This is a genomic window from Pseudonocardia cypriaca (genome assembly GCF_006717045.1).
GTDB lineage: Bacteria > Actinomycetota > Actinomycetes > Mycobacteriales > Pseudonocardiaceae > Pseudonocardia > Pseudonocardia cypriaca.
This window is the reverse complement of record NZ_VFPH01000001.1, coordinates 2,415,264-2,431,739: the sequence shown is the minus strand read 5'-3', so window position 1 is coordinate 2,431,739 and position 16,476 is coordinate 2,415,264. Positions and strand designations below refer to the sequence as shown.

The following is a 16,476-nucleotide window of genomic DNA, read 5'->3' as shown; positions in this document are numbered from 1 at the left end:
CTGAGCAACGGCGCGACGGTCACCCGGGTCAGGACAGGTGGGCGAGCACGTTCACCACGGTGCCGCTGGGATCCTCCACGAAGAAGCGACGGACGCCCCACCACTCGTCGGTGAGCGGGTACACGACGCGCAGTCCGCGGCGCACGGCCTCGGCATGCGCGGCGTCCACCGCGTCCGGGTCGCCGACGTCGATCCCGAAGCGCGGCGGCGGGTTCTCCATCCCTCGTGGAGGGATGAGGATCTGGGCCGTGGGGTTGGTCGGCGAGGTGAGACCGAGGATCGGGTCTTCCATCGCGACCTGGAGCCCGAGGACATCGACGTAGAAGTCCCGGGACGCGGCGAGGTCGTCCCCGTCGGCGTAGGCGACGATTCTTTTGATCATTCCGACAGCGTGGCAGCTGCGCAGTCCCGGGGGCTTGGACGAATCGGAAGCTCTGCCACCCGGCAGCCCCCTCGATCACGAGCCGGCGGCGCCGTGCCAGGGGCCCGGCAAAGTCGAGCCGAACGGCGTGCCGGAGCGGTGACACGCCGGTGACGATGTAGGGCGGACACGGCCGCCTCGGTGATCATCACGGGTTCCTACGCCGGCTTGATCACCGAGAGTTGCCGTGTCCGCCTGCCCACTTCCCCGATCACCGTGCCGGCCGCGTGTAGCGACTCGGCAGCGGTGCCGACCGACGCCACTGCCGACCCGGCCGGTGAGGATCTGCACGGCGGCTTCCTGCGCGCCTCACTCCCCCCTTCGGACGACCTACGACCCCGAGGTGGCCAGGGCCGCGCTCAAGTGCCTGGACGCGGCTCAGACCCCTTTGACCCGTTCGACGAGCTCGTCGCGGTACTCCCGCACCGCCTGAAACTCCGGTTCATCGCCGGTCGCCCGCTTCAACGCGCCTTCCAGGATCTTCAGCCCCTGGCGTTCGTCGCCGCGCGCATCCGCCTGCCTCGCGGCGTTTTCCATGGCTCTGGCGAGCTTGGTCTGCGCCTCGGGTTCCTTGGCGGCCTTGTGGATCCGGATCCAGTTGCCACCCGGATCGACGATGGTGAACCCGGTGTACCGGTCGTTGCGCACCCGCGGCCGGGTCATGCGCGGGATGCCGGAGACGAGCAGTTTTCCGTGCACGGACCGCATCCCCGCCGCGAAGGCCTCGAACAGCTCGCTGGTGTCCGCCACGATGACCAGGCACGAGCTGTACGACTGCGCCGGGTCGTAGTCGTCCATCCCGAAGAAGTGCAGATTGATGTCTTCCCGTCGCACCGCGACGTGCGGGTTCGGCCGCGTCTGCCGATAGGTGATCTCGAAGCCGAGCATCTCGTAGAACGACGTGATCTCGTCGATGGATGGACAGGGCAGGAGCGGAATGGTCAGTTCGTTCGCCACCGCCCGAACCTAAGCCCGGACCTGCCGAAACGACACCGAGCTATTTGCCCATGCGAACAGCACTACAGCCCCCAGGGCCTGGCCAAGTCGCGCAGAACGACGCGTTGGAGCGGTGACACGCCGGTGATGATGTAGGGCGGACACGGCCGCCTCGGTGATCATCACGGGTTCCTACGCCGGCTTGATCACCGGAGGTTGCCGTGTCCGCCTGCCCACTTCCCCGATCACCGTGCTGGCCGCGTGTAGCGACTCGGCAGCGGTCCCGACCGACGCCGCTGCCGACCCGGCCGGTGAGGATCTTGCTGTTCGCGCTGTCGGTGGTGAGCGATCCGCGCAAGTCCCGCGACGTGCGCCACCAACTGATCACCGTGCTCGCGACGGCGGCGTGCGCGGTCCTGGCCGGGGCACGCTCCTACGTGGCGATCTCGGAGTGGGCCGTGCTCGGCCAGGCTGGCGGAGATCATCCGCGGGCACTGGCACATCGAGAACCAGCTGCACTGGGTCCGCGACGTGACTTTCGCCGAAGACCTGTCCCAGATCCGCACCGGCACCGGCCCCGCTGCGAGCCATCGAACTGCTCACATAACTGCAACATCAACTAGGCCGGGGCCCTGGGCGCCGTGCCGTACCGGCTCAAGCGTCCGGGGGTCGCTCGTCGTCCCGCCGCGTGAGCACGAGCGGGCCGTCTTCCGTGATCGCGATCGTGTGCTCGGAGTGCGCGGTGCGTGAGCCGTCGGCCGAGCGGATCGTCCACCCGTCCTCGTCGAAGGCGATCCGGTCGGTCGTGGCGGCGAACCACGGTTCGAGCGCGAGCGTGAGGCCCGGCCGGAGGACGAGACCCCGACCCGGGCGCCCCTTGTTGGGGACGTGGGGATCCTCGTGCATGGTGCGGCCGAGTCCGTGGCCGCCGAACTCGAGGCTCACCGGGTATCCGTGCGCGTCGGCCACGGCCCCGATCGCCGCCGAGACATCACCCAACCGGTTCCCCGGCCGGGCCGCCTCGACAGCGGCCTCGAGGGCCAGCCGGGTGGCGCGGACCAGCCGCACGTCATCCTCCGCAGCGGTTCCGACGATGACCGTGATCGCCGAGTCGGCCACCCACCCGTCGATCCCCACGGCCAGATCCATGCTCAGGACGTCGCCGTCGCGCAGCGTGTAGTCGTGCGGGAGCCCGTGCAGGACCGCGTCGTTGACCGACAGGCAGACGACGTTGCGGAACGGGCCGCTGCCGAAGGACGGCGCGTAGTCCCAGTAGCAGGACTCGGCGCCGCGCTCGTCGATGCGGCGGCGAACGTGGTGCTCGAGATCGAGGAGGTTGACACCCACCTGCGCCAGGCCCTGGAGCTCGGTCAGGACCTGGGCCACGAACTGGCCCGTGATGTGCATCTTCTTGATCTCAGTGGGCGTTTTCAGCTCGATCATGCGCGTCTCTCCCGGAAGGACGAGGCCAGCCGACGGTATTTTTATACCGCAGCAGGTCGGTATACTAATACCACCCCAACGGGGGCGGTCGGCAGGCCCGGACGCCGGAGCACCAGCTGCTATGTGTGGCGCACAACACACTGCCGGGTTACCGTGCAGGACGACGGCGCCGTCGCATCCGCTTCGATCCGACTGGCCGCTTCGTCGCGCTTTCGATCCGACCGCAAAGGAGCGAGTTCGATGGCCGTGAACGTTGCGGAAGTCACCGAAGTCGGATCGGACGACGAGCGCCGTCCGCTGATGTCAGCCGGCAACATCGCGTGGATGAACCTCGGGTTCTTCGGCGTGCAGTTCAGTTTCGGGCTCACCCAGACCGCCGTGAACCCGCTGTTCCTGCTACTGGGCGCCGATGCTCACAGCCTGCCGATCCTCAACATCGCCGGCCCGATCACCGGACTTCTGATCCAACCGTTCATCGGCGCGATGAGCGACAAGACGTGGAGCCCCCGGTGGGGCAAGCGGAAGCCGTTCGTGCTGGGCGGCGGCCTGGTGTGCGTCATCATCTTGTTCCTCTTCCCGGTCGTGACCGCGCTGTGGATGGCCGTGATCTGCCTCTGGCTGGTCGATGCCGGCAACAACACCGCCATGGAGCCGTACCGGGCGCTGATCTCCGACCGGCTGCGCAAGACGCAGATCCCCCGCGGCTTCCTGACCCAGAGCCTGTTCACCGGCGCCGGGGCGGTGCTGGCGAACGTGTCGCTGTACGTCTTCCAGCAGGCCATCACCGGTGCCACCGACGCCGGCGTGCCCTACTGGGTCTTCGTGTGCTTCTGGCTCGGAGCGGTCTGCTGCCTCGTCACGATCTCGATCGCCATGGTCCGGACCAAGGAGATCCCGCCCACCGACGAGGAGCTGGCGGAGATCCGGTCGAAGTCCAAGGGTCCCGTCGCCACGATCGCGGAGATCGCCGAGGCCGTGAAGGTGATGCCGATCGGCATGCACAAGATCGGCTTGGCATTCCTGTTCCAGTGGTACGCGATGTTCATCTACTGGCAGTTCGTGAGCGTCAGCGTCGCCGAATCGGTCTTCAACGCCGCCCCGGACACCCCCGGTTACGAAGAGGCTGCCGGCTGGACCGGGCTGATGAACGGCGCGTACAACTTCGTCACGATGATCTCCGCCCTGTTCCTGCTGCCGTTGTGCCAGCGTTTCGGCGGCAAGCGGGTGCACGCGGGAACCCTGGCGCTGGCCGGATTGTCACTGGCCGCGTTGTCACAGATAAACAACCAGATCCTCACCCTCGTGCCGATGATCGGCCTCGGTATCTGCTGGGCCAGCATGGTCGGCGTGCCGTACCTGATGGTCGCGAGCATGGTCCCCAGGGAACGCACCGGCGTGTACATGGGGATCCTGAACATGATGATCGTGGTTCCCATGCTGATCCAGACGATCACATTCGGCTGGATCTTCGAGAACTTCCTCGACAGCAGGGGCACCAACGCGATCATGCTCGCCGGGGTACTGCTCCTCTTCGCGGCCATGGCGATGCTGTGGGTCAACGCGCCGCGCGCGGACGAGGAGTCCCCCGTCGTGCCGCTCGCCGGGCGCCGCGAGATCACGGTGTACGACCGGGTCGTGGTCGGCTCCGACGGCTCCCCCTCCGCGCTGTACGCCGTGGCCAGGGCGCACGAGGTCGCGGCCGCCGCCGAAGCCAGGATGGTGGTCGTTTCGGCGTACGACCCGGGTACCGATGCCCAGCGGAAGGAGCAGGTCGACGGTCGCCGGCTGCTGTACGGCGAGAAGGCGGCGAGGGACGCCATGCGGACGTCGGTGAAGGAGCTGACCTCGGAGCGGATCCGGGACATCGAGCAGGTCGTCGTCGCCGCCAAGCCCGCCGAGGCCCTGCTGCGGGTGGCCGGCCGGAACCCGGCCAGCCTGATCGTCGTGGGCAACCGCGGCCTCGGCGCCAGGGAGGGCGAGGTGCTCGGGTCGGTGCCCGGCGAGATCGTGAAGAAGGCAGTCTGCGACGTGCTCGTCGTCCAGACCTCGGCACTCCACGAGGAGGTCTGAGCCATGCCCGAGATCAAGCTCATCATCGTCGGGGTCGACGGGTCCGAGAACAGCCGAGTCGCCCTGCAGTGGGCCTACGACGAGGCCACGCACCACGGCGCCTCCCTCACCGCGGTCACCGCGTGGCACCGGCCTGCGCTGTTCATGGCCCCGCCCTACGGGTCGCTCGCCCCGGAGGGCTACGAGACCCAGCCGAAGGACGACGCCCTCGCCATGCTCGAGCGGCTCACCACAGAGCTCACCCCGAGGACGCCCGCCGTCGACGTGCGGACCTCGATCGCGGAGGGCAGCCCCGCGAAGGTGTTGATCGAGCGATCCAAGGAGGCCGACCTCTTGGTGGTCGGGGCACGGGGTCGCGAGGGCTTCGCCGGGATGTTGCTCGGCTCGGTCAGCCAGCACATCGTGGCCCACGCGGAATGCCCGGTGGTGGTCGTGCGCTGACCTCTCCTCCGTTCTGCGGGTGAGTTCGGAGGTCAGGCGGCGGTCCAGCCGCCGTCCACGGTGAGCACGTGCCCGGTGACGTAGCTCGCCGCATCCGACGCCAGGAACAGCACCGGTCCGTCGAGCTCGGCGATGTCGGGGACCCGCCCCAGCAGTGTTCGGCCGCTGATCCGCCGGCGCTGGTCGGGATCGGCGAGCTCGCCGGTGAGCGGGGTCGGGAAGAACCCGGGCGCCACGGCGTTGACGCGCACGCCGCGCCCGCCCCACTGCTCCGCGAGGTGACGGGTGAAGGTGATCAGGCCGCCCTTCGCCGCGTGGTAACCGGCCATCCCGCCCCCGGAGCTGATCATGCCGAAGATGGACGCGATGTTGATTATCGCGGCCCCGGGGCGGCCGAACAGCAGTGGCCCGGCGAGCCGGCACACATCGATGACCGCGACGAGATCGAGGTCGACGATCTCGGTGACGTCGCTCAGCGACTGGGTCTCCAGGGCCCCGTCGTCGCAGACGCCGGCACTGTTGATCACACGTCGAGGTGTCCGTGCCGGTCCCGGACGGCGTCGATCAGGGCGCCCCGGAACCCGGGGTCGCGGAGGTCTCCCGGGAGGACCAGCGGCGAACCGGTGAGAGTGGACGCCCGGTGCCGCAAGCGGTCGGCATTCCGCGCGGTGAGCACGACATCGGCCCCTGCGGCGTCCAGGGTGCCCGCCATCCGCGCACCCAGGCCCGACGAGGCGCCCGTGACCAGCGCGACTCGGCCGTCCAGCCGGAACGCGGCCAGCGGGTCCGGACCGGTGCCACTCATGCCCGAGCCTCGTAGACGATGTTGAACGGGGTCTCGGCGACGCGTTCGACGTGGCCGAAGCCCGCCTGCTCCGCCACTCGGGAGACGGCCCCCTCCCCCGCCTGGTTGCCCAGCGCGTCCTCGGCGCCCTCGGACACCGCGTGCGGGACGCACAGGAAGCTGGAGAACGAGTAGTAGACGCGTCCGACCGGCGTGAGGTTCTCCGAGACCGAGGCTCCGGCGTACGGCTCGACGATCATCCAGACGCCGTCCGGCGCGAGCGCCGCGCGGACCCGGCGGGCGGCCGCGACCGGATCACCCATGTCGTGCAGGCAGTCGAAGCTGGTCACCAGCCCGTACCCGGTGCCGGGGAACTCCTGCGCCCGTGCGACCTGGAAGCTGCAGCGGTCGGCGAGCCCGGCCGCTGCGGTCATCGAGCGGGCCAGCTCGATCGACTCCGGATGGTTGTCGAAGCCCACGACGGTCGATGCCGGGTACGTCTCGGCCAGGATCCGGGTCGAGGCGCCCAGACCGCACCCGATGTCCGCCACCGCCACGCCCGATGTCAGCCGCTCGGTCAACCCGGGGATCGCCGGGACCCACGAGCTCACCAGGTTCGTCGAGTAGCCCGGCCGGAAGAACCGCTCGCACCCGGTGAAGACCTCGGGGTGGTGGTCGCCCCACGCGACCCCGCTGCCCGTGCGGAACGCTTCGGTGATCGCCGGGAGATCGGCCAGACACGCGACGGCCAGCTGGAACGCGCCCGGCAGGACCAGCCCGTCCGGGTCGGCGAAGGCGAGCGCCTGCTCGGGCGTCATCCAGTACTGGTCGGTGTGGCCACGGTAGGAGATCGCGCCGCCTGCGGCCTGGCCGCGCAGCCACTCGCGGACGTACCGCTCGGACGTGCCGGTGTAGCTCGCCAGGTCGGCCGAGGTGAGCGGACCGGCGTCGGCCAGTGCGCGGTAGAGGCCCAGTCGGTCGCCGATGACGACGTTCCCGGCCGCCATGGTCGCGCCGAGATCACCGACGAACTGCGCGAGCAGGTCGTCCAGGCTCTGTGTCGAGGTGCGGGGCGAGGTGGTGGTCATGCTGCCTCTTCGGTGCTCGCTGGAGTGGTGACCCCAGCGTCGCCACCGACATTGGTCGCGGGTTGGCCACACCTTGTCCGAACGTTGCCGCCCCGGTCAGCGGAGCAGCTCGACGTGGTAGCCCTGCACCGCCGGGCCGGGCACGGTGCCCAGCTCGTCCCGGAGCAGGATGCGCAGCTGCTCGTAGGCCGCCAGCGCCTCGGCCTCGTTGCCCCGTGCGGCCAGCGTTCTCATCAGGAGCAGGTGCCCGGTCTCACGCAGCGGCGCGGTCGCCACCAGCTCGCGCGCGGCCCGCTCGGCGGCCGGCAGCTCCGAGCCGCCCAGCTGCAGGCAGGCGGTCGTGTAGCTCTCCAGCGCGCGGACCCCCGCATCGGCCAGCCTCCGGCGCCAGTCCTCGACCCACGGGTTCGTCGCCTCCGGTAGCAGCGTCCGGCGCGTCACGAAGTGCGCGGTCAGTGCCGCGAACCAGGCCCGCCGCCAGTCGCCCGACGCCACAGCCGACTCGGCGGTGTGCAGCGCCGCCATCGCCTGCTCGACGTCGACCACCGCCGGTTCGGGCAACACCGCCGACAGCTGCCCGCGACCCCGTACGACGTCCGCGCCGATCGCCGCGCGCAGCTTCGAGATCACCACCGTCAGCGCGGCGCCGGCCGACGGTGGCGGTGCATCGGCCCACAGCGCATCGACCAGCGCCTCCCGCGGGACCGCCTGCGGGCGCCGCAGAACCAGGTACGCGAACAGCAGGCGCGCCTGGCGGCTGAGCTGGCGCGGGTCGATCTCGTGCCCGCCCAGCACCACGGCGAAGAGGCCGCACAACTGGACCCGCGCGCCGCCGGCGACGTCTTGCACCGCGCTCACCTCCGCGCTAGACCGGGGACGATACGGCCGAAGGAGCCCGATGACCCGTCAAGTGCGCTGCGAGTGCGGATACACGGCTCGCGGACAGGACGACGACGAGGTGATCGCACTCATCCTGGCTCACGTCGCGGCCGAGCACCCCGAACTGGGCGCCACCGAGACGGCCGACGACGTGCGGGACTGGATCGAGCTCGTTCCGGACTGACCGGGCTTCCGGTCCAGCCGCCCGCCCCCGGCGCTGCGGGTCAGCGATAGGCGCGGAGGAACGCGTCCACCCCATCGGTGACGATCTCCTGGAGCTCCGGCCTGCTCACCGTGCCGGCCGGGTCCTGGTCCATCGCGTCCAGGGCGAGGCGCATCGTCAGGGCGACGAAGTGCTGAACGGCACGACGCGGATCGCGCACCGCGAGCTCGCCCTTCGCCGCGAGCTGCGCGAACCGCTCCTCGAGCATCCGTTGCGCCTCCTCGCCCGCCGCCTTCGGCAGTCGCGGCGCCGGGGACGTGCGGGCGCTCAGGCGCCGGTAGGCCGCGTACGTCGACGACGGGATGGCCTCCATCGTCAACCGCTGCGCGAAGGCGAGCAGGGCGTCGCGCAGGTCGCGACCTTCGGTGAGCTCCTGTTCGGTGGCGGCACGCACGGTCGCGACCAGGGCGTCGTTGACCCGCGCGAGCACGCTGCGGAAGAGGGTCTCCTTGTCCCCGAAGTGGTCGTAGACGGTGCGCTTGGACACCGTGGCCCGCGCCGCGATCGCGTCGACGCTCGTGAGCTCGTACCCGGAGGAGACGAACAGCTCCTCGGCCGCGTCGAGGATGGCCGTCCGCTTGGTCTCGGCCTGCCGACGCCGGCTCGGCGTCAGCCAGGCCGATCTCGGGGTCGCCACGCCCTCATCGTATTCTCAGGCACTCCACACCGCACGGTGTAGTTTCGCTTTTGCGAACCCACCTCAGTGAGGAGCCCTTCATGCAGGACAGCAGCACCGGCAGTACCGGCCGTACCGGTGCCGGACTGCACACCGGATGGAGCGGGCGCCTCGTCGGCGTGGTCGCCGTCCTGGCCCTGGTGAATTTCATGGTCGACTCGGCGATCACCGCCCCACTGCTGGTGCTCCCCGAGATGCTCGACCACTTCGACACCGATCAGGCGGCGTGGCTCAACGCCAGCGCGTTGCTCGCCGGAGTGCTGTGGGCCCCGCTGCTGGCCAAGAGCGCCGACATCCACGGCAAGCGCAAGGTGCTCGTGCTGACGTTGCTCGTCAGCTGCGCGGGCGCCGTCGTGTGCGCCGTCGCCCCCAGCATCTGGGTGTTCGTGCCGGGACGCCTGTTGCAGGGCGCGGCGGTGGCCGCCATGTTCCTCGCCGTCGCGATCGTGCGCGACGTCTTCGCGCACCGCACCGCGATGGTCGTCGTGGGCATCGTGACCTCCGGCTCCGCGGTGCTCAACATCGCCTCCCGCTTCCTCGTCGAGCGGCTGGCCGCGGAGTTCGGCTTCCAGGTCCTGTTCGTGGTCGCGGCCGTCGTCGCGGCCGCCATGGCGATCTGCGTGGTCCTCGTCATCCCCGAGTCCCGGGTCAGGACGCCAGGCCGGATCGATGTCGCGGGTGCACTGCTCCTCGGCAGCGGTCTGGCCGGGGTGCTCAGCTACATCAGCCTCGGGTCGGCGCTCGGCTGGCTCGCGGTCGGTCCACTGGCGCTCCTCGTCGCCGGCGCGGCGGCACTGGCCCGGTGGTTCCTGGTGTCGAGCCGCAAACCCGAACCCCTGATCGACGTCCGCAACCTCGGACGACCGCTGGTGCTCACGCTGCTCGTCCTCTTCCTCGCCGCCGGTTCGTACCAGAGCGTGCTGCAGCTCATCCCGCTCATCGCTGACGTCTCGGCGGGCCAGCAGCTCGGCTACGGGCTCGCCGACCAGGGATCGGTGGCACTGCTGCTCGCCCTGCCCGCGATCGGCGTCACGCTCGGGGGCCCGCTGTCCGGTCTGCTCGCGACGCGCATCGGGCCGGCCGCGACGCTGGCCGGTGCCGTGCTGCTCGGGCTGGTGGGCATCCTCGGGATGTTCCTCGGGGCATCCCAGCTACCCGCCGCACTCGCCTCCGCGTTCCTGCTGGGTCTCACGGTCGGAGCGCTCGGGACGGCCGGCTTCAACATGGCGGGCAGCCTGGCGCCCGCCGACCGGCAGGGCGTCGTGGCCGGCCTGGTGATGGTCGTGATCGCGATCGGTTCGGTGGTCCTGAACTTCGTGGGTGCGGCGGTGCTGGCCTCCACCGCCGTGGTCGTCGACGGCGACCCGGTGAACACGGCCGCAGGGGTGTTCGGCTGCATCGCGATCGCTGCCGTCGCGTTCGCGGCCGCCGCGGTGCTGGCCGTCCGGTTGGTGCGTGGACCGCGATCGGTCCGCGCGGAGTCGAGGAGTTGAGGAGAGACATGGCAACGACGAAGGGCACGGTCCTGGTCTCCGGCGCGAGCATCGCCGGCCCGGCCGTGGCGTACTGGCTGCACCGCCACGGGTTCGCGGTCACGGTGGTGGAGAAGGCCACCGGGGTCCGCGGCGGCGGGTACCCGATCGACGTCCGGGGCACCGCGTTGGAGGTGACCCGGCGGATGGGGCTCCTGCCGCAGCTGCAGGAGGCGCACATCGAGTCTCGGCGGTTGACCTTCCTCGACGCCGACGGCAGCACGGTGGCGGCGGTCCGTCCCGAGGCGGTGACCGGTGGGGTCGAGGGAAGTGACCTCGAAGTGCGGCGGGGGGACCTGACGAGCGTCCTGTACCGGGCGGTGGCCGACGACGTCGAGTTCGTATTCGACGACTCCGTCGATGTCCTCACCCAGCACGAACACGGCGTCGACGTCACCTTCCGCAGCGGCGCCCACCGCGGCTTCGACCTCGTGGTCGGCGCCGACGGCCTGCACTCGCGGACCCGGGAGCTCGTGTTCGGCCCCGAGCAGCGCTTCCACCACTACCTGGGGTACTGCTTCGCCGGGTTCACCATGCCGAACGGCTTCGGGCTCTCCCACGAGGGGATGCTCTGGAGCACGCCCGGCCGGGGTGCTGCGCTCTACGCGGTCCGCGACAGCGACGAGCTGCACGGCTTCCTGATCTTCGCGCGCCCGGACCCGCCCTACGACGCCTTCCGCGACCCAGCGGCCCAACGCGACCTCGTCGCCGCCGCCTTCGCCGACGACGGTTGGGAGATCCCGACGATGGTCGCCGCCATGCGCGACGCGGACGACCTGTTCTTCGACGTCGTGAGCCAGATCCGCCAGCCGCGCTGGACCAGCGGCCGGGTCGCGCTCGTCGGCGACGCCGCCGCCGCACCGTCGTTCCTGACCGGGCAGGGCTCCAGCCTCGCGCTCGTCGGCGCCTACATGCTCGCCGGAACGCTTGCCACCCACCGCGACCACACCGCCGCCTTCGCGGCCTACGAGCGCGACACCCGCGCGTTCGTCGAGCTGAACCAGGCACAGGTCGGCAAGGGCGCCGCCGCGCTCTTCCCGGTCACCGCCGAGGACCTCGCGCGACGCAACGAGCGGCTCCGCGGTCTCACCAGCCTGCCGCCGCAGACCGGACGGCCTGCGCACACCGCCCTCGCCCTGCCGGCCTTCCAGGGGTAGGCGCCGGACGGTCCCGAGCAGCTCGCCGCCGGCCCGGGCCGTCGGCCTCGGTCAGTTCGCGGAGGCGGCTGACTGATCCACCGTCCAACAGAGGCAGAAGGGGTGGCCGGCAGGGTCGGCGTAGACCTGGAAGTCACCGCCCGGCGAGACCTCTTTCAGGACGCGGGCGCCCAGGGCCGTGACCGCCTCATGGGCCGACGGGAAGTCCTCGACCCACAGGTCGAGGTGGATCTGTTGCGGCGGCGCACCGTTCGGCCAGTCCGGGGGGACGTGATCGGGCGCCAGCTGTACACCGATCCGAGGTTCCCCGCCGACCATCACCATGTGCCAGTCACCGTCGCGGTCGACTTCTCCGTCGAGGACCCCGGCCCAGAATGCGCTCTCGGCCTCGATGTCCGCCGCGTCGAAGGTGACGACCTGCCACTTGATCCGCATGCCGGGATCCTGGCAGCACCTCAGCGGTTGCGGCTCGCGCGACCTGCGAGCGCCGGACTCAGGGGCGACGCGCGCGAAGGCCGTCGACGATGATCGCCAGCAACCGCGGCCCCCGCGCGTCGAGCTCGGCGTCGTCCAGCCGTGACAACCAGCTGATGAGCACGATGACGTCGCGGGCCTCGGCGTCGACGCGCACGCTGCCGGCCTCGCGACAGGCGGCCAGCAGCAGTTCCACCGCCTCGCCGATCGGGCCGAGGCTGTGGGCGGCGAGGTCGCGCCAGATGCCCGCCTCGACGGCGGCGAACACGTCGCGCTTGACCCGGGCGTACGCGGCGACCCGGTCGAACCACGCCGCCAACGCGTCCAGCGGCTCGTGGGTCTCCAGCAGCCGCGGAGCCGCGGCGACCAGCTCGTCCATCTCCCGGCGGTACACCTCGGCGAGGAGGTCCTCCCGCGTCGGGAAGTGCCGGTAGAGGGTGCCCTGTCCGACGCCGCAGGCCTTCGCGACCGCGTTGAGCTTCAGCTCTCCCGGCTCGTGCACGAGCTCGCGGGCCGCTTGCAAGATCCGCTCGCGGTTGCGCTGCGCGTCCGCACGCCGCCCCTTGACTGAATCGGACACGTGTCCGCTATGGTCGTCGGAGTAACCGGACATGTGTCCATTCTACGCAGGGGGATCGTCATGACCACCCAGGGCAAGGTCGTCGCCATCACCGGCGCCAGCAGCGGGATCGGTGAGGCGACGGCTCGCCACCTCGCCGCGCTCGGCGCACCCGTCGTCCTCGGCGCCCGCCGCACCGACCGGCTCGACCGCCTGGTCGCCGAGATCGAGGCCGCAGGAGGCGAAGCGGTCGCCGTTCGCGTGGACGTCACCGAGCCCGGCGACCTCCGGTCGCTCGTCGACGTCGCGGTGGAGCGCTTCGGCCGCCTGGACGTCCTGGTGGGCAACGCCGGGGTGACCAGGATCAGCACCGTCGCCGACCTGGACGTCGAGGGCTGGTCGGCGATGGTCGACGTGAACGTCAAGGGGGTCCTGCACGGGATCGCGGCGGCGCTGCCGGTGTTCCGCCGCCAGGGCAGTGGCCACCTCGTCACCGTCGTCTCGACGTCCGGCCTGAAGATCGTGCCCACCCAGGCGGTGTACGCCGGGACGAAGAACGCGGTGCGCACCCTCCTGGAAGGCCTGCGGCAGGAGAGCACGGACGGGGTCCTCCGGACGACGTCGATCTCCCCTGGCTACGTCCGCACCGAGCTCATCGACAACGCCGTCGACGATCCGGCCGTCCGTGAGGAGGTCAAGCGGAACATGGCCGATCTGGGCATCGACCCCACGGCAGTGGCCCGGGCGATCGCGTTCGCGATCGACCAGCCCGACGACGTCGAGATCGGGGATCTGACCATCCGGCCGACCCGCCAGGGCTAGAGCCCGCGCCGGTCATCGCTCGTCCTGGCCGAACACCGGCACCGGTCCGGCCTCGCCCACCGCCTCCGCCATGTGGTCGAGGTCAGCGAGCAGGTCGCCGAGGCGGTGCCCGGGAACCACGTCGGTGATCCGCTGGTCGATGGCGTACACCGCCGCGCGGGCGCCGGCGAGCCGTCGGCGCCCCTCGGGCGTCAGCAGAGCCGGCAGGGCGCGGCCGTGTTCAGCGGTACTCGGTCGGGACACGAGCCCGCTGTCCACCAGGCCGCGGAGCACGACGTTCATGGACTGCCGGGTGACGAAGGCGCCCCGCGCGAGCTGGGCGTTGGACAGGCCTGGCTGCTGGTCGAGCAGCTCGAGGGTGGCGTACTGCGGAACCGTCAGCCCGTGCTCCCGCAGCGCCTTGTCCATCGCGGAGCGGAGCGCCGCGGCGGCGCGTTTGAGGCGGTACCCCAAGCGCTCCGTGACGTCCGGGAGCTCGCCGGCCGGTGCCACATCTTCCATGTCAGGACTTTGACATAGCTGCGCGCCACTGTCTACGCTGATGTCAGAGTCCTGACATAGCCAATGAGGAGATCCGCCATGACCAGCCCGGAAACCACGATCACCGTGACCGCGAGTACTGACGAGGTGACCCTGGTCAACGTCTTCACCGTCGAGCCGCAGCGTCAGGACGAGCTCGTCGCCGCTCTCGAACGCGCCACGACCGCCGTCTTCGCGACGACGCCCGGCTTCATCTCCGCGAACCTGCACGCGAGCCTGGACGGCACGCGTGTCATCAACTACGCCCAGTGGGCCAGCGAGCGCGCCTACAAGGCCGCGATGCAGCTCCCGGACGTGCGCGAGCACATCGTCGAGTCGGCGGCGCTCGCCACGTCGTACGACCCGACGCTCGTGCAGGTTCGCGCGATCCACCACCGGCGCCAGAACTGACGTCAGCACAAGCAGGCCGAGGGCCTGCGGCGCCATCCGGCGCAGCAGGTCCTCGATCGGTTGCTCGTTCACGCGTCCGCCGAGAACGTGAACATCACCTGCCGGACCTCGATGTGCTGGCCCAGCGGCTTCCCACCGGGCCCCGGGGCGGCGGGGACCGCCGCCGCGATCCCCGCGGGCTGCACCATTGGCGTGGTCGAGGCGGGGCCCCCGAACGCCCCGCGCGAGGGTCGGGGCGATGATGTCCTGGCCGAGAACGAGGAGATGTACCGATGAGTGAGCCGAACGGCCAGGACGTCTGGCGGCCCGGTCAGGACTGCCAGGCCGTGGCCACCGCGAAGGCGCTGGGCCAGGACGTCGACCGGATCCACGGGGCGCCGTGGGGTGTGGTCGGCACGCTGGGCGACAGCATCTGCTACGTGGGCGTGAACGAGAAGGTCGAGGCCGTGCACGCGGCGATGGGCCGCCGAATCTCCGAGCGCGACCTACCGGTTCGCCTGCTGGCCCCCAACTACTCGGGCGGCATCTCCGACGGCCAGCGCAACGGCACGCCGCAGATGCGGTACTCGCTCATCGGCCGCGAGACCACGAACGACGGCCTGTCCCTGCACTTCGAGGGAAGCGACATCCGCGGCCTGGTCGCGGTCGTCGCGTGCGACAAGCCGCCGGTCGGCGCCACCGCGGCGATCATGGAGCGCAACGTGCCCGCGGTGGTGCTGTCGGACGGCTCGATCCGCCCCGGCACCGACCCGCTCACCGGCGAGACGATCGACCTGGTGAGCTGCTTCCAGGTGGCGGGTGACCCGGACCCGGAGAAGCGCGAGCGCTGGGCCCGCAACGCCTGCCCCGGCTACGGCAGCTGCGGCGGCATGTTCACCTACAACACGATGCAGTCGTTCATCGCCCTGCTGGGGCTCGAACCGCTGCACATGGTGTCGCCAGCGTCCGAGGACCCGCGGCGCACCGAGGTGTTCCCCGAGCAGGTCGTCGACTGCCTGGAGATCATGACGCAGCGCGGGATCACACCGCGCGACATCGCCACCCCCACCGCGTTCCGCAACGCCACGATCGTCGCCATCGCGATGGGCGGCTCGACCAACGTGGTGCTGCACGCTCCGGAGATCGCGCGCGCCGCGGGCATCGACTTCTGGACCGAGGTGATGTCCCAGCAGGAGTTCAACCAGCTCTCCCGCACGGTGCCGGTGCTGATCAACGCACGCCCGTTCGGGAAGTACAGCATGGTCGACATCGACGCCGTCGGCGGTCTCCCGGTCGTGGTCAAGGAGCTGCTCGACGCCGGCATCCTCGACGGCTCGCCGATGACGTGCACGGGCGAGACGCTCGCCGAGCAGGTCGCCCGGATCGACCCGCCCGCGCCGGACGGAGAGGTCGTCCACCCGGTTTCGGCGCCGTTCAAGCCGACCGGCGGGCTGCGCCTGCTGTCGGGCAACGTGGCCCCCGAGGGCGGCGCGGTGCTCAAGCTCGCCGGCGTGGAGACCGGGATCGTGGACAACCGGTTCGTCGGCCGGGCGCGGGTGTTCAACAGCGAGCAGGACCTGCTGCACGCCCTCATCGACACCCCGGACGTGTTCGCCGACCAGGACATGGTCGTGATCCGCTACGAGGGGCCGCGCGGCGCACCGGGCATGCCGGAGATGCTCGACCCGACGTCCCGGATCACCACGCTGTGCCGGCAGAAGGGCATCTCGATCGCCCTGATGACCGACGCCCGTTTCTCCGGCGGCTCGGTCGGCCTGGTGATCGGCCACGTCGGTCCGGAGGCGGCACTGGGCGGACCGATCGCCCTGATCGAGGACGGCGACACGATCGTCATCGATCTCGACGACGACACCCTCGACTGCGTCGAGCTGGGCGACGCCACGACGTTCGAGGCGCGCGCGGCCGCGTGGCAGGAGGCGGCGGCGGCGAACGGCGGCCAGCACCCGCTGGTGCGGCCGGTGACGTCACGGTTGCTGCGCCGCATGCGCGCGGCCGCGTCGCCCGCCATCGCCGGTGGCGGCATGGCGACCCTGTAACCGTC

At 70.7% G+C, this 16,476-nt stretch carries 17 protein-coding genes and 2 pseudogenes; 9 read left to right on the top strand and 10 right to left on the bottom strand.

Features of this window, described 5'->3' with window-relative positions; genetic code table 11:
* Nucleotides 1-28: 28 nt before the first annotated feature.
* Nucleotides 29-382: a VOC family protein gene (locus FB388_RS11625; protein ID WP_142100232.1), complete on the bottom strand. Its 354-nt coding sequence runs from the start codon at nt 380-382 to the stop codon at nt 29-31.
* A gap of 417 nt (nt 383-799) precedes the next feature.
* The gene (locus FB388_RS11620; protein WP_142100230.1) at nt 800-1,378 is read right to left on the bottom strand and encodes a VOC family protein; all 579 of its coding nucleotides are present in this window, start codon (nt 1,376-1,378) and stop codon (nt 800-802) included.
* A 200-nt stretch (nt 1,379-1,578) separates the two neighbouring features.
* Here FB388_RS11620 and FB388_RS41195 point away from each other — a divergent pair.
* A pseudogene (locus FB388_RS41195) lies at nt 1,579-1,806 on the top strand (transposase family protein); the annotation flags it as partial.
* 205 nt (nt 1,807-2,011) lie between these two features.
* Here the strand turns inward: FB388_RS41195 and map are convergent.
* Nucleotides 2,012-2,764, bottom strand: a complete 753-nt coding sequence (gene map, locus FB388_RS11610; protein WP_246121836.1) for a type I methionyl aminopeptidase — start codon at nt 2,762-2,764, stop codon at nt 2,012-2,014.
* Here map and FB388_RS11605 point away from each other — a divergent pair.
* Nucleotides 2,672-4,870 (top strand): MFS transporter, encoded by a 2,199-nt coding sequence (locus tag FB388_RS11605; RefSeq protein ID WP_246121834.1) that lies wholly within the window; start codon nt 2,672-2,674, stop codon nt 4,868-4,870. The two genes, map and FB388_RS11605, sit on opposite strands and share 93 nt — an antisense overlap.
* A 3-nt stretch (nt 4,871-4,873) precedes the next feature.
* Nucleotides 4,874-5,311 (top strand): universal stress protein, encoded by a 438-nt coding sequence (locus FB388_RS11600; RefSeq protein WP_142100221.1) that lies wholly within the window; start codon nt 4,874-4,876, stop codon nt 5,309-5,311.
* A gap of 32 nt (nt 5,312-5,343) precedes the next feature.
* On the opposite strand, the pseudogene FB388_RS11595 reads toward FB388_RS11600, so the two are convergent.
* The 3 genes and pseudogenes from FB388_RS11595 to FB388_RS11580 form a co-directional block, all read right to left on the bottom strand.
* Nucleotides 5,344-6,023 (bottom strand): annotated as a pseudogene (locus FB388_RS11595) (SDR family NAD(P)-dependent oxidoreductase).
* 89 nt (nt 6,024-6,112) lie between these two features.
* Nucleotides 6,113-7,183, bottom strand: a complete 1,071-nt coding sequence (locus FB388_RS11585) for a class I SAM-dependent methyltransferase (protein ID WP_142100215.1) — start codon at nt 7,181-7,183, stop codon at nt 6,113-6,115.
* A gap of 96 nt (nt 7,184-7,279) precedes the next feature.
* A complete protein-coding gene (locus FB388_RS11580) occupies nt 7,280-8,032 on the bottom strand; it encodes an AfsR/SARP family transcriptional regulator (protein WP_142100213.1) in 753 nt (250 codons plus the stop codon).
* A 49-nt stretch (nt 8,033-8,081) separates the two neighbouring features.
* Between FB388_RS11580 and FB388_RS11575 the strand changes: the two genes are divergently transcribed.
* The gene (locus tag FB388_RS11575) at nt 8,082-8,246 is read left to right on the top strand and encodes a DUF1059 domain-containing protein (protein ID WP_142100211.1); all 165 of its coding nucleotides are present in this window, start codon (nt 8,082-8,084) and stop codon (nt 8,244-8,246) included.
* Between the two features lie 40 nt (nt 8,247-8,286).
* Here FB388_RS11575 and FB388_RS11570 read toward each other — a convergent pair whose 3' ends face one another.
* Nucleotides 8,287-8,922, bottom strand: coding sequence for a TetR/AcrR family transcriptional regulator (locus tag FB388_RS11570; protein WP_142100209.1), 636 nt, complete (start codon nt 8,920-8,922; stop codon nt 8,287-8,289).
* An 80-nt stretch (nt 8,923-9,002) separates the two neighbouring features.
* Here FB388_RS11570 and FB388_RS11565 point away from each other — a divergent pair, with 80 nt between their 5' ends.
* Both FB388_RS11565 and FB388_RS11560 read left to right on the top strand, forming a co-directional pair.
* A complete protein-coding gene (locus FB388_RS11565; protein WP_142100207.1) occupies nt 9,003-10,454 on the top strand; it encodes an MFS transporter in 1,452 nt (483 codons plus the stop codon).
* Nucleotides 10,455-10,462: 8 nt separating this feature from the next.
* Entirely contained in the window at nt 10,463-11,650 is a 1,188-nt protein-coding gene (locus FB388_RS11560; protein WP_142100205.1) for an FAD-dependent monooxygenase, read from the top strand.
* A 51-nt stretch (nt 11,651-11,701) separates the two neighbouring features.
* Here FB388_RS11560 and FB388_RS11555 read toward each other — a convergent pair whose 3' ends face one another.
* Entirely contained in the window at nt 11,702-12,085 is a 384-nt protein-coding gene (locus FB388_RS11555) for a VOC family protein (RefSeq protein ID WP_142100203.1), read from the bottom strand.
* A 58-nt stretch (nt 12,086-12,143) separates the two neighbouring features.
* Nucleotides 12,144-12,704: a TetR/AcrR family transcriptional regulator gene (locus FB388_RS11550; protein WP_246121832.1), complete on the bottom strand. Its 561-nt coding sequence runs from the start codon at nt 12,702-12,704 to the stop codon at nt 12,144-12,146.
* A gap of 60 nt (nt 12,705-12,764) precedes the next feature.
* Here FB388_RS11550 and FB388_RS11545 point away from each other — a divergent pair, with 60 nt between their 5' ends.
* On the top strand, nt 12,765-13,505 hold the full coding sequence (locus FB388_RS11545; protein ID WP_142100199.1) for an SDR family oxidoreductase: 741 nt from the start codon (nt 12,765-12,767) through the stop codon (nt 13,503-13,505).
* A gap of 12 nt (nt 13,506-13,517) precedes the next feature.
* Here the strand turns inward: FB388_RS11545 and FB388_RS11540 are convergent, their stop codons facing one another.
* Nucleotides 13,518-14,006 carry a MarR family winged helix-turn-helix transcriptional regulator gene (locus FB388_RS11540; RefSeq protein ID WP_142100198.1) on the bottom strand — a complete coding sequence of 163 codons (489 nt, stop codon included), beginning with the start codon at nt 14,004-14,006 and terminating at the stop codon, nt 13,518-13,520.
* Nucleotides 14,007-14,084: 78 nt separating this feature from the next.
* Here FB388_RS11540 and FB388_RS11535 point away from each other — a divergent pair, with 78 nt between their 5' ends.
* Both FB388_RS11535 and FB388_RS11530 read left to right on the top strand, forming a co-directional pair.
* Nucleotides 14,085-14,435, top strand: a complete 351-nt coding sequence (locus FB388_RS11535) for an antibiotic biosynthesis monooxygenase family protein (RefSeq protein ID WP_142100195.1) — start codon at nt 14,085-14,087, stop codon at nt 14,433-14,435.
* A gap of 272 nt (nt 14,436-14,707) precedes the next feature.
* A complete protein-coding gene (locus tag FB388_RS11530) occupies nt 14,708-16,471 on the top strand; it encodes a dihydroxy-acid dehydratase domain-containing protein (RefSeq protein ID WP_142100193.1) in 1,764 nt (587 codons plus the stop codon).
* Nucleotides 16,472-16,476: the final 5 nt, after the last annotated feature.